General features: G+C 70.8%; 17 protein-coding genes and 1 tRNA gene. 6 read left to right on the forward strand and 12 right to left on the reverse strand.

Annotated features, from left to right (window positions below):
- The first annotated feature begins 351 nt into the window (after positions 1–351).
- Positions 352–1656 carry an urease accessory protein UreH domain-containing protein gene (locus ABD333_RS17700; protein WP_344542196.1) on the forward strand — a complete coding sequence of 435 codons (1305 nt, stop codon included), beginning with the start codon at positions 352–354 and terminating at the stop codon, positions 1654–1656.
- Between the two features lie 283 nt (positions 1657–1939).
- Here ABD333_RS17700 and ABD333_RS17705 read toward each other — a convergent pair whose 3' ends face one another.
- Positions 1940–2518 (reverse strand): response regulator transcription factor, encoded by a 579-nt coding sequence (locus ABD333_RS17705; protein WP_344542198.1) that lies wholly within the window; start codon positions 2516–2518, stop codon positions 1940–1942.
- 214 nt (positions 2519–2732) lie between these two features.
- On the opposite strand from ABD333_RS17705, the gene ABD333_RS17710 reads away from it, so the two are divergent.
- On the forward strand, positions 2733–3119 hold the full coding sequence (locus tag ABD333_RS17710) for an ester cyclase (protein ID WP_344542199.1): 387 nt from the start codon (positions 2733–2735) through the stop codon (positions 3117–3119).
- Between the two features lie 159 nt (positions 3120–3278).
- Here ABD333_RS17710 and ABD333_RS17715 read toward each other — a convergent pair whose 3' ends face one another.
- The 4 genes from ABD333_RS17715 to ABD333_RS17730 form a co-directional block, all read right to left on the reverse strand.
- Positions 3279–3647 (reverse strand): VOC family protein, encoded by a 369-nt coding sequence (locus ABD333_RS17715; protein WP_344542200.1) that lies wholly within the window; start codon positions 3645–3647, stop codon positions 3279–3281.
- 309 nt (positions 3648–3956) lie between these two features.
- A tRNA-His gene (locus tag ABD333_RS17720) sits at positions 3957–4032 on the reverse strand.
- Positions 4033–4097: 65 nt separating this feature from the next.
- Entirely contained in the window at positions 4098–4709 is a 612-nt protein-coding gene (gene orn, locus ABD333_RS17725) for an oligoribonuclease (RefSeq protein ID WP_344542201.1), read from the reverse strand.
- Positions 4710–4875: 166 nt separating this feature from the next.
- Positions 4876–5547 carry a pyridoxamine 5'-phosphate oxidase family protein gene (locus ABD333_RS17730; protein WP_344542202.1) on the reverse strand — a complete coding sequence of 224 codons (672 nt, stop codon included), beginning with the start codon at positions 5545–5547 and terminating at the stop codon, positions 4876–4878.
- Between the two features lie 68 nt (positions 5548–5615).
- Here ABD333_RS17730 and pdxR point away from each other — a divergent pair, with 68 nt between their 5' ends.
- Complete coding sequence (gene pdxR / locus ABD333_RS17735; protein ID WP_344542203.1) at positions 5616–6992, forward strand: MocR-like pyridoxine biosynthesis transcription factor PdxR; 1377 nt, start codon at positions 5616–5618, stop codon at positions 6990–6992.
- Between the two features lie 350 nt (positions 6993–7342).
- On the opposite strand, the gene ABD333_RS17740 is transcribed toward pdxR, so the two are convergent.
- Positions 7343–8059: a hypothetical protein gene (locus tag ABD333_RS17740; protein WP_344542204.1), complete on the reverse strand. Its 717-nt coding sequence runs from the start codon at positions 8057–8059 to the stop codon at positions 7343–7345.
- 424 nt (positions 8060–8483) lie between these two features.
- Here ABD333_RS17740 and ABD333_RS17745 point away from each other — a divergent pair, with 424 nt between their 5' ends.
- The gene (locus tag ABD333_RS17745) at positions 8484–9569 is read left to right on the forward strand and encodes a phosphotransferase family protein (RefSeq protein WP_344542205.1); all 1086 of its coding nucleotides are present in this window, start codon (positions 8484–8486) and stop codon (positions 9567–9569) included.
- Between the two features lie 63 nt (positions 9570–9632).
- On the opposite strand, the gene ABD333_RS17750 is transcribed toward ABD333_RS17745, so the two are convergent.
- The 3 genes from ABD333_RS17750 to ABD333_RS17760 form a co-directional block, all read right to left on the reverse strand.
- A complete protein-coding gene (locus tag ABD333_RS17750; RefSeq protein ID WP_344542207.1) occupies positions 9633–11126 on the reverse strand; it encodes an RNA polymerase sigma factor in 1494 nt (497 codons plus the stop codon).
- A 373-nt stretch (positions 11127–11499) separates the two neighbouring features.
- The gene (locus tag ABD333_RS17755; protein ID WP_344542208.1) at positions 11500–12993 is read right to left on the reverse strand and encodes an RNA polymerase sigma factor; all 1494 of its coding nucleotides are present in this window, start codon (positions 12991–12993) and stop codon (positions 11500–11502) included.
- Between the two features lie 425 nt (positions 12994–13418).
- Positions 13419–15587, reverse strand: a complete 2169-nt coding sequence (locus tag ABD333_RS17760; protein ID WP_344542210.1) for a hypothetical protein — start codon at positions 15585–15587, stop codon at positions 13419–13421.
- 817 nt (positions 15588–16404) lie between these two features.
- Between ABD333_RS17760 and ABD333_RS17765 the strand changes: the two genes are divergently transcribed.
- Positions 16405–17424 carry an endonuclease/exonuclease/phosphatase family protein gene (locus ABD333_RS17765; RefSeq protein ID WP_344542212.1) on the forward strand — a complete coding sequence of 340 codons (1020 nt, stop codon included), beginning with the start codon at positions 16405–16407 and terminating at the stop codon, positions 17422–17424.
- A gap of 35 nt (positions 17425–17459) precedes the next feature.
- The gene (locus ABD333_RS17770; protein ID WP_344542214.1) at positions 17460–18275 is read left to right on the forward strand and encodes a TrmH family RNA methyltransferase; all 816 of its coding nucleotides are present in this window, start codon (positions 17460–17462) and stop codon (positions 18273–18275) included.
- A gap of 37 nt (positions 18276–18312) precedes the next feature.
- Here the strand turns inward: ABD333_RS17770 and ABD333_RS17775 are convergent, their stop codons facing one another.
- The 3 genes from ABD333_RS17775 to ABD333_RS17785 form a co-directional block, all read right to left on the reverse strand.
- Positions 18313–19329 (reverse strand): hypothetical protein, encoded by a 1017-nt coding sequence (locus ABD333_RS17775; RefSeq protein ID WP_344542216.1) that lies wholly within the window; start codon positions 19327–19329, stop codon positions 18313–18315.
- A gap of 124 nt (positions 19330–19453) precedes the next feature.
- Positions 19454–19822, reverse strand: coding sequence for a hypothetical protein (locus ABD333_RS17780; protein WP_344542218.1), 369 nt, complete (start codon positions 19820–19822; stop codon positions 19454–19456).
- Positions 19819–22689 carry an SseB family protein gene (locus ABD333_RS17785; RefSeq protein WP_344542219.1) on the reverse strand — a complete coding sequence of 957 codons (2871 nt, stop codon included), beginning with the start codon at positions 22687–22689 and terminating at the stop codon, positions 19819–19821. The genes ABD333_RS17780 and ABD333_RS17785 overlap by 4 nt, the downstream gene beginning before the upstream one ends.
- Positions 22690–23508: the final 819 nt, after the last annotated feature.

Below are 23508 nucleotides of genomic sequence, written 5' to 3' on the forward strand. Positions count from 1 at the left end.
CAGGCACCCCTCGCTCCGGCGTCTGTATCGCGAGCTGCTCCCGCCCAAGCCAGCCCCGCCCTGGCGCCTGTATCGCGAGTTGCTCCTGACTCTGTGTCGGTGGGGGCGGCGCTTCCGCGACACCCGCTCGGCAACTTCTCCGTTAACCGATATGACGGGTTGGTTGTCGCTCCCGGGGAACTGCGCGTCGACCACGTTCAGGACCTGGCGGAAATCCCCACCGCGCAGATTGGCTCGCGGCTCGACCAGGGCTGGGCGGCCGAACGTTGTGCGGAAGCGGCTCGTTCGATGGTGGGTACCGCAGCTCAACGACCTCTGACCTTCACGGTTCGTTCCGCCGCCGTACGAACCGTGCCCGGGCAGGCCGGACTCGCGACCGCACGCGTGGAATGCGCCCTCAGCGCCCCCGCGGTCGCCGACGGCCCGCTCACCTTCCGCGATACGGGCGGTGCCGCCACGGTCGGCTGGCGCGAGATCACGGCGCGCGGCGACCGGATGACGCTCACGGCCAGCGACGTTCCGGCGGCATCACGCAGCGAACGTCTCACGTCGTATCCGTCCGACCTCCTTTCGAGCCCGCCCGTCCAGCGTTCCGCGAACCTGCGTGTGCGAACCGGCGGACCTGCTCTCGCGCCCACCGAGACCCCGGTCACCAGGATTCTGCCCCGGGGTGCCGACAAACCGGCGCGCGCCTTCGCTGACCTGGTCGCTCACAAGCGCCTGACGGTCGGGTTCGCTCTCACGGCCCTGCTGATCGCCATCGCGCTGGGCGCCCTCCACGCACTGGCCCCCGGCCACGGCAAGACGATCATGGCGGCGTACGCGGTGAGCCAGGGCCGCCGGGCGCGCCGCGACATCCTGACGCTGGGCATCACCGTCACGCTCACCCACACAGCGGGCGTGCTGGCCCTCGGTTTGATCGTGCTCTCGGGGACCGTCCTCGCCCCGGGTCTCATCTTCGGCGGCCTGGGAGCGGCAAGCGGGCTCCTCGTGGCAGTCGCCGGCGCCCTTATGCTCCGCCGCGCCATCCGCACGTTCAGAACGGGAAGCCACGTACACGGCCACGCGCTCGGCTACGGCCACGGGCACGGCGATGAGCACGGGCACGGACACGGCTACGGCCACGCGCACGGCCACGAGCACGGGCACGGCCATGAGCACGGGTATAGGCGTCAACTGACGCAGCGAGCCAAGCCCGAACGCATCGGGGACTTGGCGACCGCCCACTCCCACTCTTCCACGTCCACGCTCGTACGCCCTGCTTCACCCGAGGGCCACGGCCAGGCTGACAGTGCCCATCGCCACGATGACTCGGGACGAAGCCGGGGAGCGGCGCTGATGGGGTTCGCCGGGGGATTGGTACCGAGCCCCTCTGCGGTGCTCGTCCTGATCGGTGCGGCCGCCATCGGCAAGGCGTGGTTCGGGGTCGTGCTCGTGCTCGCGTACGGAGTGGGATTGGCGTTGACGCTGGTTCTCGTCGGTTGGCTGGTCATGGGCACCGGGCGTGCGCTGGCCGGGCGACTCTCCGACGCCGCGGACCGACCACGCTTGCTGAGGCGCGTGAGCGCGCGCGCATTGCCCGTGGCGACCTCGCTCGCGGTCCTTCTGCTCGGAGTGGGCCTGACGCTGCGCAGCCTCCCCACGATCTTCGGGTGACCGGGTCCGGCCACGGCCGTCGGAAAACAGGCGGGGCGAACGATGTGAAGACGTGGACAGCCTGCGACGACCTCGATCCCCTGCACCGCCCTTGAACGAGCCGCGGAGCTCTATGGCCGTGGGCGGGCGTGGGAGTGGAGTGCGAGCGCGCGGGTGCTTGGACTTCCTGGCCTGTCGTGCGGCCTGCGCGGCAGGGTGGGCGCGACCCTAGGGGGTGGATTTGGCGGGGACGCGGCGAGCCGTGGAATAGGGGGCTCAGCGGTGTGGGCGGGAGATTGGTCGGTCAGTCTTTGGCGGGGAGGACGCTCATCATGCCGCGCCAGAGGGCTATGGCGGTGGCTCGCGAGCTGACGCCGAGTTTGGCGTAGATGCGGTTGACGTGGTTCTTGACAGTCTTTTCGCTGAGGAAGAGTTGGCGGGCGATTTCGCCGTTGGAACGGCCGCTGGCGATGAGGTCCATGACCTCGGCTTCGCGGGCGGACAGGCCGAGGCTGACACGGCTGGCGTCGCGGACGCTGCGGATCAGGTCTCGTACGGTGAACGCTCCGGGGACCAGGTGACCGCAGGCGCCGCCGCGGATGGCGACCTCGACCGTGCCCCGGTCTTCGGCCGAGGCCAGCACGAACACGCGGGCGCTGCGGCTGAGGGGCGTGGCGTGGCCGGTACGGGCGGCATCGGCGTCGAGCAGGACGATGTCGGGGCGCAGCCGTTCGGCCAACCCGACCGCGTCGGTGCCGTCACCGGCCTCCGCGATCACTTCGAGTTCTTCGCTGTCGGACAGAAGTGAGACGACATCGGCGCGTGCATGTGGATTGCCGTCCACCACCATCACGCGCAGGGGGGCCGTTTCGTCGACACTCATCCCGCCTCCGGCGGTTTGACCAGGGGGTGCCATTGCCATGTATAAGGTCGGAGCATAACCGGCCGATCATCGGGAGCCAACGAGCTTAGTCGATGGACGGGGCGAACGGGATAGATGCGCCTCCCGGTTTGGGAGGAACGTTCTTTCTTCCGTCATACGACTCATCTGGCAGGTATGGGTCGCTCCGAACGCTCATCGCGGGCAGAGTGGAATCGTGTCTGATCAGAACAAAGCAGCCGCGCTCGTCGCGTTCGAAGTATGGGGAAGCGGACAACTCGACCGGCTCGACGCCGTCGTCGCACCGGACGTCGTCCATCACGATCCCTACGATCCGAACGGCCGTCACGGGCTGGCGGGCATGAAGAAGTCGATCGCCAAGAACCGCGACGCCTACCCTGACCTGCGGATCACCGTCGAGGACCAGCTCGCAGAGGCCGACCGGGTGGCCACGCGCTGGACGGCCGCCATGACCCATGACGGGCGGCGGGTCACGCTCACGGGGGTCACCATCGACAGGTTCGCGGACGGCAAGATCGTCGAGGCTTGGCGCACCATCGACATGCTCAGCTTCCTTCGGCAGGCCAAGCCTCCGGCTGAGTAAGGCGGTTGCCATCCTCAGGCGCCGCTGACGTGCAGGCGCCGCTTTTACCGGGTGCAGTGCTCGCTGCACCCAGCGATGGGCGGCGCCGCGTCGAGCAGGACGAGATCGTTCGACGCGGCCACCGAATGGGGTACGGGTTTTCCGCGGACCCCTTCCCGGTTATTCCTGGAGGACGGCGAGCACGTTCCCGGCGGGGTCGGTGAACCACGCGATCAGTGGCCCCCCGCCCCGCATGATGCCGCGCTCGTCCTGCTTCATGCCCTCGTACCGCAGGAATTCCACCCCTCGTTTCACCAGCTCGTCCACCGTCGCCTCGATGTCGTCGACCGGGAAGTTGAGGATGGTGAACGTCGCCGGAGTGTGGTCGGGCTTCGGGTACACGATGATCGGACGATCCCCGGCGATGTCGAGAGTGAGGCCGGGCGGCTGCTCCCTCACCCGCAAACCGAGAATCTCCCCATAGAACTTCTTCGCCGCTTCGAGATCGTTCACCGAGAAGCCGCTGAACGCCTTGGTCGTTCTGAACACGGATTTCCCCTTCCTGTCACAGATACAGACCAGGAAGGCGTACCCAACTCATCGGTCCCGCGCGGCCGTTCTGTACGCCGCCACCGTCTCGGCCGCCGGTCCGGTCGTTACGCCGTCGCCGTCTGGGCCGCCGGCCGTCCGGCACGCCGCCGCCGTCTGGGCCGCCCGCCGTCCAGCACGCCGCCGCCGTCTCGGCCGCCCGCCGTCCAGCACGCCGCAGTCTCGGCCAACGGCCGAGCCGACGCCGTGGCGGAGAGCCGGGAAAGACCAAGGGCCTGGACATCGCTGTGATGACCAGGCCCTTCGCGCTGGGGTGAGTGAGGGGACTTGAACCCCCGACATCTTGGACCACAACCAAGTGCTCTGCCAGCTGAGCTACACCCACCATGGCCGGGATCATTACCCGGCTTCAAAGAGTGTAGCGCCTCCTGAAGGGTGCATGGCCACCCCTTATGAGGCTCCGCCAGGCGGGGTGACGATCTCGGCGGCCAGGGCCCGGGCGGTGTCGGAGTCGGGGCCCGGCTGGGGCACGAAGAGAGCGGCGCGGTAGTAGCGAAGCTCCTGGATGCTCTCGGTGATGTCGGCGAGCGCCCGGTGGCCGCCCTTCTTCTCGGGGCTGGCGAAGTAGACCCGCGGGTACCAGCGCCGCGCGAGCTCCTTGATGCTGGAGACGTCGACCATGCGGTAGTGCAGGTGGGAGTCCAGGGCGGGCATGTCGCGGGCCAGGAACGAGCGGTCGGTGGCGATGGAGTTGCCGCAGAGCGGGGCCTTCTTGGCATCGCGGACGTGCTTGCGGATGTAGCGCAGGACCGTGTCCTCGGCCTCCGCGAGCGTGATGCCGCCGGAGAGCACGTCGAGCAGGCCGGAGGTGGTGTGCATGTCGCGCACCACCTTGGACATCTGCGCGAGGGCCTCCTGCGGCGGCTTGATCACCACGTCGACGCCCTCGTCGAGGATGGTGAGCTCACTGTCGGTCACCAGCGCGGCTATCTCGATCAACGCGTCATTACGCAAGTCGAGCCCCGTCATCTCACAGTCGATCCATACGAGCCGCTCGTTCATGGGTTTCAGCCTACGACCATGAACGACTCCACGGGTCATCGAGGTTTGATCGAGTTTGACGAGCACGTCGAGGTCGCCGCCGTGGGAGCGGTTGCCCATGGCGTCCGGCACATAGTCCCGGCCTTCAGGCGTCCCAACGGGATGGAGACGCTCAGGCAGCCGTGGCTTACTTTGCGGCGCGGGCAGGGGTTGGGCGGTCTGTTACGTGGGATGGGACGGGGATACCGGGGCGTAGGCGTGGGTCGGATACGGGGGCGTCGAATACCTGGCGTACTGGAACGACCCCGGCCCAGATGTCCAATGCGTAGTCCTCGTCCTCGTCCGAGGGCGGACCCGTCCGTATCTTGACCGACGCCTCTTCCAGGGACAGGGCCAGAACGGCGGTGCCCGCGAGCTCCTTGCGCGTGGGCAGGCGCGCCACGTCCCACTGGCCGGGCGCAAGCTGTTCGGTGACGGCCCGCAGGCCCGCGAGCTTTTCGTCCGGGTCCGTGACCAGGCGGGGAACGCCAAAGATGATCGCGCTCCGGTAGTTCATGGAGTGGTGGAAGAGTGAGCGGGCCAGGACGAGGCCGTCCAAGTGCGTGACGGTGACGCAGACCTCCTGGCTCTGGCCCGCGATGAGGCTCCGGGCGCCGGTCGAACCATGGATGTACAGGGTGTCGCCGTCGCGCCCGTACCCCGTCGGGATCACGCGGGGCGAGCCGTCCACCACGACACCGAGGTGGCAGACGAGGCCGCCATCGAGCATCTCGTACAGGTTTGACCGGTCGGTGAGCCCGCGTTCGTTCACACGTCCAAGGCGGGTGCGGTCAGTGGAGGACAGTGGGGTCGCGTTCATGAGGCCTTACGCTAGAAGGCGAGTGGCCTGGCCTGTAGGGCCACTTGACGAAGATAACGGGAGACCACTTGCCGACCCTCGATCTGCCGCTCACGGTGGACCGTTCCGCCGCTGAACCGCTGAGCGTCCAGCTCACCGGCCAGCTCCGCGCCGCCATGCGGGACGGACGGCTCGCGGCGGGCGAACGGCTGCCCTCCAGCCGGTCGCTGGCCGGCGTGCTCGGTGTCAGCCGGACGGTCGTGACCGAGGCGTACGAGCAGTTGTACGCCGAAGGCTGGCTTGAGGGCAGGCACGGATCCGGTACGTACGTCACCGAGATCACCGCCGCCCGGCCCTCGGGCGCCGAACCGGTCTCGGCGTTCCAGGCACCGGAGATCCCGGAACGCCACGGAATGCTCGACCTGCGGCCCGGCGTCGCCTGGATCGGCGCCCTCGACACGCCCGCGTGGCGTCGCGCCTGGCGGCTGGCGGCGACCGCGGCGCCCGCCGCCCGCCCCGATCCGCACGGGCTGCCCGGCCTGCGCGCACTCCTCGCCGATCATGTACGCCGTAGCCGTGGTGTGGCCTGCCCTCCCGAACGGCTGCTCGTCACCCGCGGGGCGACCAACGGGCTGGACCTGCTGGCCGCCACGATCCTGCGGCCGGGCGACCGCGTCGGAGTGGAGGACCCCGGCTATCGCAAGGCCGGTTCGGTGCTCACCGCCCGGGGCGCCGAGCCGGTGCCCTGCCCGGTCGACGAGCACGGCCTGATCGTCGACGGCCTGCCGGACGATCTGCGTTTGGTCTACACGACGCCGTCCCACCAGTACCCGCTGGGCGGCGTGCTGCCGGTCCCGCGCCGCCAGGCGCTGCTGGCCTGGGCTCGCCGCACCGGCGCATTGATCGCGGAGGACGACTACGACGGGGAGTTCCGGTACGACGTCGCGCCGCTGCCCGCGCTGTACGGCCTGGACCCGGACGTGGTCGTCTATCTCGGCACCACGGCCAAGATCCTCACCTCGGACGTCGGGGTGGGATGGCTGGTCGCCCGCCCCGATCTGGTGGAGGCCATCGCCCACCGCCGGGCCGATCTCAACGACCGTACGGCCCTCGTTCCCCAGGAGGCCCTGTGCCGCCTTCTGGAACGCGGCGATCTGCAACGGTACGTACGCCGCATGAGGGCCGAGTACGCGCGCCGCCGAGCGGTCGTAGCCGAAGCCCTGCACGGCCTGCCCCTGCGTGGAGACACGGCCGGGCTGCACCTCGTCGTCGAGCTGCGTGAGGGAGAGACCGAGCGCATCGTCAAGGAGGCCGCCGAGCGCGGCGTTCTCCTGGACACCCTTGAACGCCACCACACCGGCACCCCGCACGTCTTCGGCCTGGTGATCGGATACGGCTCCGCCGCCAACCTGACCGAGCTCAAGACCGCCTGCACGCTCATCCGCGACCTGGTCTCCGCCTCCTAACACCCAGCACGCCGCACCCAACCAGAAACATGGGCTGCACGATGCGACGCGTAGCGAATCGCCAAGAACATGGCGCTGGCAGAGCGCGGGCTGGCGGCGCGCGGTGCTGGCGAACGCCGGACTGGCCTGGCGGATCGCTGGCGGAGCGCGATGCTGCCGAACGCGGGCTGGTGGAGTGCGGCGCTGGCGAAGCACGTGCTGCCGAACGTGGGCCGTCGAGAGGTGGTGTTGGCGGAGCGTGGGGTTGGCGGAGCGTGGTGTTGGCCGAGCGTGAGCTGCGAACGTGGGGCAGGCGTAGCGGACCGTCGGCCAACGTGAGGCTGGCGGAGCGTGGGGTTGGCGGACGGGGGTTAGTGGTGGGCTGGTTCTACTGGGCGGGCTGGTTCGACGGGGCGTGTTGGGTCTGGGGTACGTGTTGGGTCGGTGGGGCGGACTGGGTCGGGGGTGTGGTTCGGGTCGGCTACGGCCCGTATCAGGTCGGTGGGGCGGGGCAGGCGGGTCGGCGGGCGGGTGGTCTCCTGGCTGGGTACGGGACGTGGCTTGGGGATGGCGGCGATCGGGGTGTCGGGGCCCGTCACGCGGCGGATGTCGATGCCGCCGGGGTCGGGGCGGCCGGCGCCGGGGACCTGGGAGGCGCCGAAGTGGCCGCCGCGGGCCCAGTCCCGGCGGCTGCGGCTGGAGTGGTACGACTGGGGCGACGGCAGGGGCGGACCGGCGGGCCAGCGGCGGGTCACGCCCCAGGAGTCGAGCCAGCTCATGAGCGTGTCGAGACCGGTCAGCAGGGTGTTGGTGAACGGGTCGCGGGCGTGGCCGACCACCATGATCTGCACGTGTACGCGGCCTTCCCGGCTCATGTCGCCGAGCAGCGGGGCCGCACGGGTGATCGGCACCGACTGGATGAGCTCGCCGGAGCACGGGTTCCACACGACATGCGCGGCGCGGCCTTCCCGGAGGAGGTCGGCGGCCACCGACCGGGCCGAGACCGTACGCGGGTCGGATTCGCTGCTGAACCAGGTGACCCGGGGAGCACCTCCCCTCAACGCTCCGCCGTCCTTCTGCGCCGGCATGCGTCCGGCTCCCGGCAGCCATGCGTCTGCCACGGTGCGTCCCCCCAATCGGGCGGTCTAGCCCCGAATTGGTCTAGTCCTTCGTTCGTATCCCGGCAGGACGAATGGTCCAGCCTGCCGCCTTGGGCTGGTTTCGGCGGCTGTCCGACACGGCGTCCAGTAAATGCCACTCTGATCGCGTGTCGATGCAGATGCGTACCCTTCCTACTACCTGAATCCACCTCCGCGGTCGCGGTTCCTGTTCTGCCTTCGGTCGAGGTTAGGGAACGAGCGATATCCGCCCAGGTCAAAGGCATGATCAGCATGGGTGCGGTCAGGCCTGGCGGTGGCCGGAAGTGGCCGGTGGATTACGTTCCGTGTGGCAGGGATCCAATCCGGGGGTGCCCTTCACAGCCGAGACCGAGTCACGTTCTAATAGGGCGTCATGACCGTTGACGCTGAACTTCCGGCCGGAGTCCCCGGCATCGACGTACCCCGCCTGGCGGACTGGCTGGCCCGCGCCCTTCCCGGCGCCGGGCAGATCACCGGGATCGACATCATCGCTGGTGGGCGGTCGAACCTGACCTACGGGATCACTCTGGCGGACGGTCGCAGGATCGTGCTGCGACGGCCCCCGCTCGGGCACGTGCTGCCGACGGCCCACGACATGAGCCGCGAGTACAAGGTCCTGTCCGCGCTGGGGGCGGGCAGCACGGTCCCCGTTCCCACGACCCTGGCGTTCTGCGAGGACGAGAACGTCATCGGAGCGCGGTTCTACCTCATGGACTACGTCGAGGGCCGTGTGCTCCGTACCCGCGAGGACGCCGACGACCTCAGGCCCCAACAGGCCGGGCAGCTCAGCGAACGTCTCGCCGAGGCGCTCGCGGCCATCCACCTCGTCGATGTGGAAGCCGTCGGCCTGGGCGACTTCGGACGGCCGAGCGGATACATGGCCCGGCAGCTCAAGCGCTGGGGCAAGCAGTGGGACAGTTCGCAGGAGGCCATCCGGGCGGGCGGCGCCACGCACGACGTGCCGGAGTACGACCGGCTCGCGGCTCGACTCGCCGAACGTCTCCCGGCCGATGGTCCGGCACGGCTGGTGCACGGCGACTTCCGGCTCGACAACGCGCTCGCCCGCCTGGAGCCGCGCCCTGAGATCGCCGCCGTGGTCGACTGGGAGATGTCCACCCTCGGCGACCCGCTCTCCGACCTCGGCCTGACGCTCGTCTACTGGGCCGAGGCCGCCGACGCCGACGCGCTCCCGGTCGGCGCCACGATCACCTCGGCGCCCGGATTCCACACGCGGCGTGAGTTCGCCGAACGTTACGCCGCGCTGACCGGCTTCGATCTGGGTGCGCTCGACTTCTACGTCGCGTTCGCCTGCTTCAAGCTCGCCGTCATCCTCGAAGGCATCCACGCCCGCTTCCTGCAGAACGCCACCGTGGGCGAGGGCTTCGACACGATCGGCGACGCCGTTCCGGTCCTGGTCGGCCGTGCCCACCAAGTCCTGGACAGCGGCTCGGCCTGGTAGATGGCGGCGGGGGCGCCTTGCTGGGGGAGAGATGGCAGTGGGCGCCCCCGCCGCGGGCATGGGTCAGCAGTAGGAGACCTGGGCCGCGCCGCCTGGGGCGAACGAGACCGTTCCGCTTCTCCGGCCCCAGCACAGACCGTTGGTGCGCGACACCGTGACGCCGATCGACTGGCCCGTCTGCAGATGGCCTGAGCCGCCGGCGCTGAGGTCGCCCGAGGCGCCGGTGACCTGCCAGTTCACCGGACCGCCGAGCGCGGTGATCCGGATGGCGCAGGAGCGGTCCAGTCCCATGTGACAGCCCGACACCGCCAGTGAACCCGGCCGTGGCGGGGGCGGAGGCGGAGGCGTGTCGCGGTCGCGCGGTTCCGAGGGCGGCGCGCCCCTCCCGGGCGGGGTTGAGGGCGGCACGGACGGCGACGTGCTGGGCGTCGGGCTCGTGCTGGTCGGTGAGGGCGACGGCGTCGTGGACGTCGAGGACGCGGTCGGCAGCGGAGTCTCACCCGGCGGTGTCTGGTCCGGCGGGGAGGACGAGGGTTCCTGGCCGGTCGACGGCGCCGGACCGGCCGAATTGGCGCCGGAGTCGCCACCCGAGAAGACGGTCAGCGCACCCGCGACCATCGCGATCACGGCGAGCGCGGCACCGATCGCGAGGAGCGGTGCCTTCCGGCGGGCCGGCTCGCGTTCGCGGACGGCGCCGGGCTGGTACGGGACCGGCCACCCTCGTTCGTCGAACGGTTCGAGCAGGGCCGCCACGCCGCGCCGGGTGTCGGCGCGGTCGGGGCTCGTCGCCGCGGTCAGCACGTCCAGCCGCAGATCCCCGGGAATCGCCGCGATGGGCAGCACCGCCATCAGCCGGTCCGCCGGGAGCCGCGGCGTCTCGCGCGGGCCGCAGGTCGGGCAGGTCGCCACGTGCCGTACGAGGGACTGGGCTATCGGAGGCGGCAACGGCCAGGTCTCGGTGAGCGCCGAGACGCTGGGACAGTCCTCCCAGTGGTTCTGCGCGATCAGTGCGGCCCGCAGGGCCGCCTCAAGATCGGTTTCGGCCTCGGCGAGGAGGAGTTCCGTCTCGCCCAGCGAGAGGCCGAAGATCCCCGCCATGTCGGCCGCGTCGAGCTCATGCCGGACCGACAGATCGATGGCCTCGCGCTGCCGTCCGCTGAGCGCCCCCAGCGCGCTGTGGGCGAGGGCCCTGCGTTCCGCGCGGCGCGCCAGCTGTTCCTCGCTGAGGTCGCCGTCCTCGGCCTCGGGAGCCTCCTGGCCGGTGTGGCGGTTCGGCTCGTCCCGCCGCCGCATGCTCTCCTTGCGGGCGATCGCGTACAGCCAGCCGCGCAGCCGTTCCGGCTCGTGCAGCCCCGCCACGTGCTCCCGAGCGGCGATCAGGCAGTTGCGCAGCGCGCCCGCCGCTTCGACGCGGTCGCGAAGCAGCCCGTGGCAGTAGTCGAAGAGGAAGGGCGCGTAGGTGTCGTAGACCTCGGTCAGCGCGATGACGTCGCCCGCGCGCAGCGCGCCCGCGAGCCGGGGATCGTCGAACTGACCGGGACCGGATCCGCCGGCCACAGTTCCTCCCAGTGAAATCGGTTGCGTCGGACGTCCCCCGGCGAGCCCCCCGACGCTTGCCGGCGGGCTCTGGTTGCCAGATCTTGCCACCTAATTCCTGAGATTTCTGCTTCTTGTGGGATTTCTGTGTCTGAAGAGGTACGGAGCGTGCGCGTTCTCCCAGCTCGAACGCCGATAAACAAATCCTGTGGCGCCGATCACTCCACCGGGCATCAGCCCGCGCAAGAACCCAAACGCACGGAGGTGCAGAGCCGCACCAAGCACAATGCACGCGAGAGATCCGTGCGCACAAAAGATCAGTGCGAGAGATCCGTGCGCGCAAGAGACCTGGACGAGCGGGCGGGAGCGGGCGGGAGCGGGCGGGAGGGGTGGGTTAGTTGGTTTCGGGGGGTTCGCAGGTCCAGGTGACGGTTGCGGTGCCGCCGGGGGAGAAGCGGACGGTGCCGCGGCCGGGCGCGGTGCAGTCGGACGGGCGGGACGCCGTGACGGCGGAGGAGCCGCCCTTGCCGAGTCGTCCGCCGCCGCTCGCCGTGACGCCGCCGCTCGTGGTGGTGACGGACCAGGAGACCGGCCCGCCGACCGCGCGCACGGTGACCGGGCAGGACGAGGAGCCCACGGGGATGGAGCAGCCGCTCACGGCGAGGCCGCCGGGCCGTTCCGGGGGCTTCGAGGGCGGCTTGGGCTTCCGGGTCCGGGTGGGGGTCGGCGTCGGGGTGGGGGACGGGGTCGGCGTGGACGTGGTGGGAGTCGGGGTCGGGGTCGGGGACTCCGTGGGCTTCTCGGAAGGGGTGGGCTCCGGCGACTCCGAGGGAGACTCGGACGGGTCGGGTGCGGAGCTCGTGCCTTCGGGCGCGTTCGCCCCGGCACGGTTGCTGCCGCCGTCCGGCAGCCACAGGAAGGCGCCCACGACGATGAGGATCACCACGGCCGCGGCGGCGACCGCCGGGAGGAGACCGGGCGGCTTCGACCGGCGCTTCTCGGCTTGGCGCGGACTCGGCTGCTCCAGCGAGACGGGCCAGCCCCAGGTGTCGAACGGCTCGGCACGCTGGGCGATCATCGCGAGGTCATCGCGCAGCGCGGGGACGAACGCGGTCTGCAGAACGTGGGCGCGCAGGTCGGCGGGCATGAGGGCCACCGGCAGCACCTGGAGCAGGCGTCCGGTGGAGACGTTGCGGTCACGACGGTTCATGCAGGTCGGGCAGGTCTCGATGTGCCGGATGAGTTTGCGGCTCACGGCCGGGGCGAGCGGCCACTCCCCGTCGTACACGAGAGCCGCGACGCTCGGGCACTCGTCCCGGCCGCTGCGGGCGATCAGCGCGGCCGCGAGCGCGTCGTCCAGGCGCCGCCGGGCCTCGCCGACGAGGTCGGTCGCCTCCTGGGCGTTGACGCCCAGCACGCCGCCGATCTCTGCCGCGTCCAGGTCGTGCCGCAGGAGCAGGTCGAGCGCCTCGCGTTCACGGCCGCGCAGTCCCGACAGGGCGCTGTGGACGAGTTGCCGGGTCTCCATGCGCATGGCACGTTCGTCGGCGTCCAGGAAGACGTCCTCGACCTCAGGCGCCTCCACGCGTTCGGTGGGACGGTCCGGGTCCTGCAGGCGCCGCATGCACTCGTTCCGGATCAGCGCGTACAGCCAGCTGCGGAAACGCTCCGGCTCGCGGAGCAGGCCGATGTGCGCGTACGCGGCGATGAACGCGTCGTGCAGCGCCCCCGCCGCCGACTCCTGGTCGCGCAGGAGCGCGTGGCAGTAGTCGTAGAGGCGGGCCGAATAGCGATCGACGATGTACGCCAGCGCGTCGGAGTCACCGGCGGCCAGAGACGATGCCAGGCGCTGGTCGTCCTGCCGGTCGAGCGTGGGCCAAGCGGACACGTGGGTCCTCCCGCGTGCTGAGACGTCGGCCGACGCGGCCGGTGAGGCCGCGCCGCAGAGGTGCCGTGCTCCAGAAAACTGTCGTGTCTCCGGCCCTGGGTAGGGCCGCCCCTGGAGGGACCGCCCTTCGATCGGACCGTCCCCGCTGGGGCCGCCTTGGGAGCCGCCCCTGATGGGCTGATCCACCCCCGCCACGGGTCAGGGGGGATGTCAAGGAGGCCCGACGGCCCCGCTCCCCGTCGGGCCTCCACCTAGATTGACGAGCGACCCCGGCGACCGGTTGACACGGTTTTCGATTAAATCTCCCCGATTTGCCGCGGATCCCTCGCGTGTCACCCGCCGCACGTCTTCGTCACTCCGCGTACTCCCGCCCCATCCGGTTGCTCCCGGCCCGCGGCGCCGCGGCGCTAGATCTCCCGGCGGTGCTACTGGGTGATGCGGCGGGAGAGCATCCGCAGGAAGATCTTGGCGATCTCCTGGGGGTTCTTGGCCACCTGGACGCTGCCGTGGGTGAGCTCGGCGATCGGCTCCATCTCGCTGGTGTCGACGTTGCCGCCGATGCCGATCATGTTGACCTGGATGGGCTTGTTCGGGTCCATCATGCCGCGCAGGCGCTTCATGGTCTGCTTGAACGTGGGGCCGCCCGGGTCGTCGTTGCCCTTGCCGTCGGTCAGCAGCAGGATCGAGTTGCCGAACTCCGGCTTGTAGGTGCGGCTCATCTCCTTGTACGCGGCGACGAGCGTCTCGAAGAGGCCCGTGTCACCGGTGACCTTGGGCTGCACCGCGCTCAGCGACGACAGGATCAGATCGCGCCGCTTCACCGAGCCGATGCGCTCGCCGAGCGGGCCGGTCTCGACCATGGGCTTCCAGTCCTGGTTGCCCACGAGCTTCGTCGAGAACGACCAGACGCCCAGCTCGGTGTCGTCGGACATCATGCTGAGGCCGCCCTGCGCCGTCTTCGCGGTGGCCTGGAGCCGGGTCACACCCGGACCCATCTCCTCGGCCATCGTGCCGGAGACGTCGATCAGGGTCAGGATGCGCAGGCCCAGCGACAGCCGCGACCACGCCTGCATGATCTTCTGGACGTCGGCGTCCTTGGGCGGCGGCAGCTGGCGCGGGCGTGCCGGGCTGACGCCCGTGTCCTCGCCGAAGTCGCCCGGCGCCTTGCCGTCGGGCGTACGGAAGCCCAGCTGCCGGACGTCGGCGCGGGTGGTGTCGGTGTTCATCGACTGTTCGAGCAGGCGCGCGGCCTTCTGCTTGTCGCCGTCGGCGGAGGTGACCGTGAACGGGTAGTCCATCGAGAGCGTGCCCTCGATCGGGTACAGGGCCACGGCGGGCTCGGCGGGGCCGCGCTTGTTGAAGCTGTAGAGCGCCTGCTCGGACGACAACGCGACCGGCTGCTTGGCCGTACGGCCCTTCCGGAACTGCGTGAACTGCGCGTTCACGCTCGGCACGGTGCTCTCGCGGACCGTGCGCACGATGCTCGTGAAGATCTCGTTCTGGTTCGGGTCGTTCGTCAGCAGCGTGTTGGTGACGACGAGCCCGGCCATCCCGGCCGAGTTGCGCGACGGTTCGGGCACGAGCAGCTTGATCGCGTTCGCCGGGATCATCTGGTTCTTGGTCACGCCGCCGCCCGTGACGCCGCCGGCCGCCTTGAGCAGGTTGTCCCAGGACGGCGTCGCGGTGACACCCTGCTGCTTGAGCTGGGCCGCGAGGGTACGGGGGAGCCCGACGACGAGCGGGCTCGACGCCACCGAGGTCTTGGTGGTCTCGAGGTTCTGGCGGCCCTTGGCCGTGGCCCGCACGAGCGACGTCCACAGCGACGAGTCGGGGATCCACGCGTCCGGGCGCTTGTTGGTGCCGGTCGCGACGCCCTGGCCGGACAGCAGCGTCGCCGCGGAGGCCGACTCGGTCTTGGCGACCTTGGCCGTGACGCACTTGCCGCCGACCTTGTGCCGGGCGCCGTTGAAGCGTTCGGCCGCCTTGAGAACGGCGGGCGCGATGTCCGGCGAGGCCGCGACGTCCAGGTTGAGCGCGTCGCCTTCACCGCAGCCGCCACCGCTCTCGGCGAACGCGTACACGCCGACGCCGAGCAGCAGGGCCAGGCCGACCGCACCGGCCATCGGGCCGATCAGCGCGGTCGCGCTGCGCTTCTTGCGCCGCCGCCCGTACTCGCCGCTGCCGTAACCCCCCGAGCCGCCGGAACCGCCGCCCGGGCCGCCCCCGCCATAGCCGCCCGAATCGCCGGAACCACCCGCGCGGCCACCGAAGAAGCCGGTCGGACGTTCGTCAGAGCGGCTGATCGAGTCGTACTCCCCGTACGAGCCGCCAAGGCCGGACGGGCCGCCGGTGCTCGCACCGCCCGCACCGCCTGGGATACCGCCTTCGGGAGAACTGGAAGCCGACTCCGGGCCGTATGGGCTCGCCGCCGAAGAACCAGGCCGCCCCAGCCCGTAGCCGCCGGCGTCCGAAGCCCCCGCGAAGCCTCCCGCGCCATAGCCGGGCTCTTCCGGCGGACGAGGAGTGAACCATTCAGGTGTTTCTGAACTGCCCGAAGCGCGCGCGGCGCCGTGCGAACCCGATCCGCCTGCCACGCCGTGACCTTCCGAAACGCCGGGCATACCTTGCGGGCCGGTCCCGCCGGGCGTGCCGTGCTGGCCGGATGCTCCAGGGATCCCGTGCTGGCCCGTCCCGCCGGGGACTCCGTGCTGGCCCGACGCTCCAGGGATCCCGTGCTGGCCCGTCCCGAAAGGGATTCCGTGCTGACCTGTCGAAGCACCAGGAGCCACGTGCGAGCCCGATCCGCCGGACGTACCGTACGCGCCCGAGGCACCGCCGCTGGCGCCGAAAGCACCATGCGCACCCGACCCGCCGCCAGGCGCGCCAGGCCCGCCCGGTGTGCCCAAGCCGCCGTATGGGCTCGTAGCCCCAGGACCAGCACCCGGGCCGTCGACGACGGGCGCTCCGAGGGGGTCACCTGGCGTACCGAGGTCACCCGGCGCCGCGCCGGGGCCCGCGCCGGGCTGGCCTTCGCCGGAGCCGAACCAGTCGGAGGACCCGTCGTTGGCCGGGCCGAAGACCGGCCTGGAGGGGTCGAACCCACCGTCACCCGGCGTCCCCTCGGGGAAGTCGTTGCGATGACGTCCGCTCACGGCAGTCCTCGATTCACCAGAAACCCGTCGATGTTCCCCGGCACTGTAGTAGTACGACCCGGAGGTTACAAAGAGCTCAAATCTGATAATGACGCAGGTCATGAGCGTACGTCTTGATAACTCATGCTTTGCACCTCCCTCTCACCGCCCGCGGCCGGAGCGCCACCGGGCGGCGCGGCAACTCGGTGAAGCCGCCGAACGTCAGTAGATCTAGGGGATGCGGGGCCATCGCGGCCGCCGCCAGGGGAGCGAGGTACACGTGGGGGAGAGCGCTGAGCCGGGGGCCGAGCCCAGCAGCAGACCGAGACGCCGGCGTACCGTAACGGCCTGGCTCGTCGTGGGCGCCTGGGGCATCTGGGCCCTGGTCAGGCTGGCCGGCGGTGATCGGCTTCCCGTCGTCCAGGCGCCCGCGGCGCCGCTGCTCGCGCTCACGCCGTACGTCGCCGCCGCCGTTCCCGTCCCGATCATCGTGGCCCTGCTTCTGCGCAGGTGGCGGGCCGCCGCCGTGGCCGGTGCGGTCGCGATGCTCCTGCTGGGCGCCGTGGTGCCGCGCGCGCTCGGCGGCGATCAGCCGAACGCCGAAGGCCCCGTCGTCAGAGTCCTCACCGCCAACCTGCTCTTCGGCCGGGCCGACCCGGCCCGCCTCGTCGAACTCGTCCGCAGCACCCGGGCGGACGTCCTCAGCCTGCAGGAACTGGAGCCCGAGGCGGTAGAGCGGTACGAACGGGCCGGACTGGCGGCGCTGCTGCCGCACAAGGCACTGGATACCCGATGCTGCGCGGCCGGATCTGGCCTTTACTCCCGCTACCCCTTGCGCGTGTTGCCCTCCCTTCCCCGCACGCAGATGGCGATGCCGCAGGCCGAGATCACCCTGTCCGGCGGACGCCGCATCGAGGTGACCGCCGTCCACCCCGTACCGCCGATCTCCTCCGGGGCGTTCCGCGCCTGGAAGCGCGACCTCGCGGCCCTTCCCGACGCCCGCCCCGAGAACGTCGCGTCGGCCGGTGCCGCTGACCAGCCCGTACGGATTCTTGCGGGCGACTTCAACGCCACCCTCGACCACGCCAACTTCCGTGGCCTCATCGACCGCGGCTATGCCGACGCCGCCGACCGAGCAGGCGCCGGACTGATACCGACCTGGGGCACCACCGAGCCCGGCCCCCGCATCACGATCGACCACATCCTGGCCGACCGCCGCTGCGCCGTGAACAAGGTCGAAGTCCACGACCTGCCGGGCAGCGACCACCGGGCCGTCTTCGCCGAACTCCGCCTCCCCTGACCGGCCGAGCCCGCCGTGCTCGGCACAATTGGGGGATGGCCCGACTCGTCCCTGTCTCCGACTCCGCCGACCCGCGGCTCGCCGACTTCGTGCGGCTCCGCGACATGAACCTGCGCAAGAGCCTGGAGGCCGAGCACGGGCTGTTCATCGCCGAGGGCGAGAAGGTGATCCGCCGGGCCGTCGGCACCGGGTTCCCCGTTCGCGCCTTCCTGATGAGCGAACGCTGGGTGGAGCCGCTGGCCGACCTGCTCAACGGCCTGGACGCACCGGTGTACGTCGCGGACGAGGCGACCGTCGAGGCCGTGGCGGGCTTCCAGGTCCACCGCGGCGCCCTGGCGTCCCTCGAACGCCTCCCGCTTCCGCCCGTCGAGGACGTCATCGCGCCTACGAGCCGCATCCTCATCCTCGAAGACCTGGTCGACCACGCCAACGTCGGGTCGCTCTTCCGGTGCGCGGCCGCGCTGGGGATCGACGCCGTGGTGCTCTCGCCCCGCTGCGCGGACCCGCTCTACCGGCGTTCGATCAAGGTCTCGATGGGCGCGGTCTTCGCGATCCCGTACGCCCGCATGGCCAACTGGCATGACGGCCTCGGCGCCCTCCGTACCGCCGGTTTCCGGCTGCTGGCGCTCACCCCCGACCAGGCGGCCGTACCGCTGGACAAGGTCGCGATGAGCGAACGCGTCGCGCTCATGCTCGGCTCCGAGGGCGACGGGTTGTCCTCCCGCTGGCTGGACGAGGCGGACGAGGCGGTCTGCATCCCGATGAGCGCCGCCGCCATGGCGAACGGCGTCGACTCGCTCAACGTCGTGGCCGCCGGCGCCATCGCGTGCCACGCCCTCCTTCGAGCGTGACCGCGCGCCCCGTTCGCCGCCGTGGGCGTTGTGCGGGTTACTTGCCGAAGACGCCGTGGCGCGGGCGGCGGTGAGTGCCCTTGGGACGGATCGGCGCGGTGGCCGGGCCGTTGCGGCGGCGGCCCAGGCGGAGCTGGGTCAGCAGCACAGAGAACGCGACCATCAGCGCGGCCAGCCAGGCCACCTGCGTACTGGCCATGCGTTCGAACGTGAGGTCTTGGGCGACCGGGCGTTCGTTGCCGCGCAGGCGGCTGTTGGGACCCGGAGCGGCCGGGGACGGGGCGACCGAGGGCGACGGCTGCGGGATTGTCGGGAGGGCCACCTGCGGGCTCTGGGTGCCGCTCGGGTTGAACGTGCCGTTCGGACGCGGCGGCACATAGGGGGTGTTGTTGCTGCCGCCGGAGCCGCTGTTGCCCGAGCCACCGCTGCTGCCTGAGCCGGAGTCGCCCTTCCCGCTCTTGCCGTCGGACGGCCCTTCGCCGGAGTCCGGGGTCAGCTCGGGAGAGGGCTTCGGCTTCGGCTTCGGCTTGATCTTGGGCTCCGCGACGTACGTGAGCCTGGCCGTGCCGGGGGTCTCGTCGATGCCCTTGCCGCTCACCGTGACGGTGAACGTCACCGTCGTGGTCTTGTCGAGCTTGTTGGGGAGCGTGACGTAGGAGACGAGAGACCTGTCGTCGCCCTTGTCGATGGCTCCGAACGCGCAGCGCGGACCGGTGAACGGGCGCGGGCACTCACCGGTCACCGTGGGTTTGACGCCGGCGCGGGAACTGGTGGCCTTGATGCCCACGACCTTGACGTCCGCCGCGGCGGCGTTCCTGGCCTCGACGAGCGTGACCAGTCTGACGCGGGCACCGGGTTTCGTCCGGACCTGGCCGGGAGTGATGTCGACCGAAAGCGCGGGTTTCGCCGCCCCGGGATCGGACGGTGAGGGGGACGCCGATGTGGAGGTGGCCGGCGACGGGGTCTCCGCCCACGCAGGTATCCCGCCCGCCGCGACCAGCGCGGCCGTGCCGAGTCCTACGAAGATCGGTTTCCCTGCCGATCGGGAGAGCACAGCCCCCGCACCTCCGTCGTGTCATCGTTGACCGTCCGCGGCTCCCAGGGCTCCGGGGATCGCCACCGAAGCCATGCGAACACGGATCTAATGATCAATCAACCCCATGCCCGGGGAATTTCGATCAGATGAATTCTTCACGGAGATCCTCGATCTCGGCACGTGGCGCCCACGTCTGCCAAACCCCGTGGTCGACGCGGTCCAGGCCCAGCCGGGCCGCCACGGGTGCGCGTCCGTCCGCGTACTCGACCCTTAGCCAGCCCTCGTGTTCGCCGACGATGAGGAAACGTTCGCCGTTCCAAGAGCAGGTGGTACGGATGTAGCGGAGCTCCTCCACCTCGTGGGCGGGCACGATCCGGCGGTAGCGGCCAGCCCGTATCTCCTCGAACCCGTCGGTCGGCTGCTCCGCGTACAACCGGATGTCGCCGTCGGCACCCGGCGCCGCCTCGAACTCCCGGCCCAGCCAGCGGGCGACATAGCCGTCACGGATCACTGTGCGGCCTCCGAACGTCCCGTACCGCCCGCGGTCTCCTCTTGAGGACGCAGCCACGCGAGCCGGTCCGGGTCGTACATCGCCACGAAGCGCTCCGACCGGTCTGTCCCGAGGTAATACATCTCTGCCCCATAGGGAAGCCGAACGCTGTCCACCTTGTACTCGCGGATGGACCCCGCGCTCCCCGGCGCGAACCCGCTGCCCTGGAACGGCGGCCGTTCGATCACCCAGCCCGCGTCGCCCCAGGCCTCCAGGTCCTCCTCGGTCTGCCCGCCGAACGGGATCCGGTAAAGCTCGCCGCAGTACGCGGGCCACCGGATCACGTAGACGCCGTCGTCGTTCAGGTCGAACGGGGAGTCCTCGTAGAGCAGCCCCAGCGCCTCGTACAACTGGACAGGCGTCTGGAGGTCGGCGACGTCCGAGGTCGGGTGGACGAAGCCGCCCACGCGGTCGTAGCCCTGCTCCAGGTACCAGCCGACGTGCGCGTGGGGGACGACCTTCTGCATGACCGTCGGCTGCGAGGAGAGGTCCGCCTCCGGAGTCGGCACCGGCGGACGCGTGCGGTAGGGCTGCGCCGGGACCTCGGGCTCCGGGTCACGCAGCGCCTGCGGCGGCTCCGGCGCCGGCTCACGCCGCGGAACGGGCGGCACCGGCACCTCGGACCGAGCCTGAACGAGCCCGACCCGTACCGCCCACTCGCTCAACGCATGGACCTGGTCACCGCGCAGCGACGCGCCGATCCGGGTGCCCGGGTTGAGCAGCATGGCCCAGTCGTCGCGCGGCCAGGACCCGATCAGCTCCCGGAAGTCCGCGTACACGAACCGCGACTCCGGCAACACCTCCCGCAGCCGTACGAGCGACGTGAAGACCTGCACCGCCGACGGCTCGCGCAGCGCCGCCTCCCAGCGGAACTCCTGCTGGATCGGCGTCACCTCCAGCGCCGCGTCCTGCGGAATCGGCACGAGCACATTGGCGGCCAGCAGAACGCGCAGGAACGCGTCGGAGTCACCGGCAAGCGCGGCCTCGTAAAGCTCCTGGTCAATCCGGTTACCCGGCTCGAACTCCCTACCGGCCTCCTCGACCGCCCGAGCCGAGGCAGCCCCGGCGCCACCGTCCGGCTGCGCGCCGAACTCGTTGCCCTGCCCGCCTGACGCCGGAACATCACCCGGCTGCCCCGCCACACCGTGCGCCTGCACACCCGGGGACGGCGCGGGGAGTTGATTGCCCTGCGCGTCTACAGGTACTGCCGAAACCTCGCCCGCTGGCGTGCCCAATGGCCGCGCCGGAAGTTCGTTGCCCGGCACGTCTGCGGCTGGGATGTCGCCCGGCTGCCCCGGCACACCCTGCCCCGAGACGTCGCCTGGCTGTGCGCCCAATGGCCGCGCGGGGAGTTCGTTGCCTTGCGCGTCTACAGGTGCTGCCGGAAGGTCGCCCGGCTGCCCTGGCGCACCCTGCCCTGCAACGTCGCCCGCCTGCGCGTCTGATGGCCGCGCCGGAAGTTCGTTGCCTTGCGCGTCTACAGGTGCTGCCGGAAGGTCGCCTAGCTGCCCCGGCGCACCCTGCCCTGTGACATCGCCTGGCTGCGCGCCCAACGGCCGCGCGGGGAGTTCGTTGCCCGGCCCGTCTGCGGCCGGGATGTCACCCGGCTGACCGGATGCACCATGCCCTGGCTGTGTGCCTGATGGCCGCGCGGGGAGTTCATTGCCCTGCGCGTCTGCGGGTGGTGCCGGGATGTCGCCTGGCTGTGCAGGTGCGCCCGGCTGTGCGCCTTGGGGTTGCGCAGCGATGTCGTTTGGCTGTGCGCCTGCGCGACGTCCCGAGGGATCGTTCGCGGGCTGCGCGCCACCTTCCGGACGGAGAGGCGAGGGCTGGGCCGCAGTGGGCTTCGCCTCGGCGGGCTGGTCGTTGGACGCCGTACGGGGCGGTCCGCTGAGAGCGCGGACCTGTTCGCCGGGCATGGTGGCGTCGATCGGCGTGCCGGGATTGATGACCAGCGTCCACTCGGCGTCCGGCCAGGCGGCCACCATCTCGAGCAGGCTCGGCATCACGAAGCGGGACGACCCGATCGCCTCGTTCATCCACTTGAGCGAGGTGAACACCTGGATCGAGATGTGGCCGTGGACCGGCACGGGCCGCCACGGGAACTCCTGGTCATCGGGTGAGATGCCCCAGGGCGTGTCCGCTTCGGCGGGTACCAGGACCTGCGCACCCAGCAAGATCTTGAAGAAGGTGTCGGTGTCGCGGTGCAGAGCGGCCTCGAAGAGCCGCTGCTCCACGTCGTTCTGCGGCTCGAAACGTTCCGCGAGACGCCGTGCCGCGCGTTCGTCCGCCCACTTGGCCAGGCCCGGCAGCTGCTCGGCGTGGATCGTGCCGCCCGCCGGCGAGCCGGAGTTGATCGCCAGGGCCCACCGCGCGTCCGGCCAGTAGCGCATGGCCACGGTGAACGGCAGCTTGATCGAGTCGGAGCCGGTTCCCACGGCCGCGGCGGCCTCGACGAGGCGTTCGGGGGACGTGAACATCGGCACGAACATGACGCCGTCGATGTCACCCGCCTGCCACGGGAAACCGGGCCGCCCCGGTCGCAGCGTGTAGTCCATCTCCTCCGGAACGGGGAGCAGCACGTCGGCGTCCGCCAGCGTCTGCAGAAAGAGATCGTGGTCGTTCTGCGCGGCCGCGCGAAGCAGGTCCTTCTCCACCTCGTTCGCGGGCCGGAACTCGGCGCGGCGGTCCTGGCGCGGTAGGTCCTTGTGCTGATCTCGCAGCTCTTCCCAAGGCCCGTCGTCGGTCACCGCGGGAGTGTCGACCAAGGTCTCGTCGGGCGAGGGGCCGCCGACGTGGTTTGCCGCGCCCGCTGCCGGAGCGACCAAAGCGTCCGACCCTGCACCACCCGGCACAACGTGGTCGCCCTGGGCTTCTCCCGGAACGTTCGTTCCGCCCGCACCTTGCAAGCCATCACCGGGCCCGGCTGCAGGTGCGCTGTGCTTACCACCAGGAGGTGCAGTTGGGCCGGGCGTATCGGAAGCAGACGCGCCTGGGACTGCCACGTCCGGGGTGGACGCAGGCATATCCGGGATGGGCGTGCCGACGCCAGGTGTGCCGGAGGTGGGCGTCCCAGTCGCTGCTGTGCCAGGGCCGGACGTGCCAGGGGTCGCGTCAGCGGCGAGCGTGCCAGGGATGCCTGTGCCCGGCCCAGGTGCGCCAGCGCCAGGTGCGCCGGGGAGGGGTGTGCCGGGGGTGCCGTGTGCGGGTGTGCCAGGGACGTGTGCGCCACTTCCGGCTGTGCCTGGCATGGGCGTGCCACCCGCAGGCGTGCCGTGGCCACGTGTGCCAGGTGCGCCCGCCCCAGGTGTGCCTGGGATAGGTGTGCCAGCGCTGGGCGTGCCAGTGCTGGATGCGCCCGGGATGGGTGTGCCACCCGCAAGTGTGCCGGGCTCGGGTGTGCCGGGCTCGGGTGTGCCGGGGGCGGGCGTGGCCGCGCCGGGCGTTCCTGGGACGGGCGTGCCGGTACCAGGTGTGCCGGAGGTCGGCGTCCCAGGCACTCCTGCGCCATCAGCGGTGGGCGTGCCAGGGGCGCCTGTGCCCGGCCCAGGTGCGCCAGCGCCAGGTGCGCCGGGGATGGGTGTGCCGGGGGTGCCGTGCTCGGGTGTGCCAGGGACGTGTGCGCCACTTCCGGCTGTGCCTGGCAT

The sequence above is a fragment of the Actinomadura fulvescens genome (assembly GCF_039533225.1).
Classification (GTDB): Bacteria; Actinomycetota; Actinomycetes; order Streptosporangiales; family Streptosporangiaceae; genus Spirillospora; species Spirillospora fulvescens.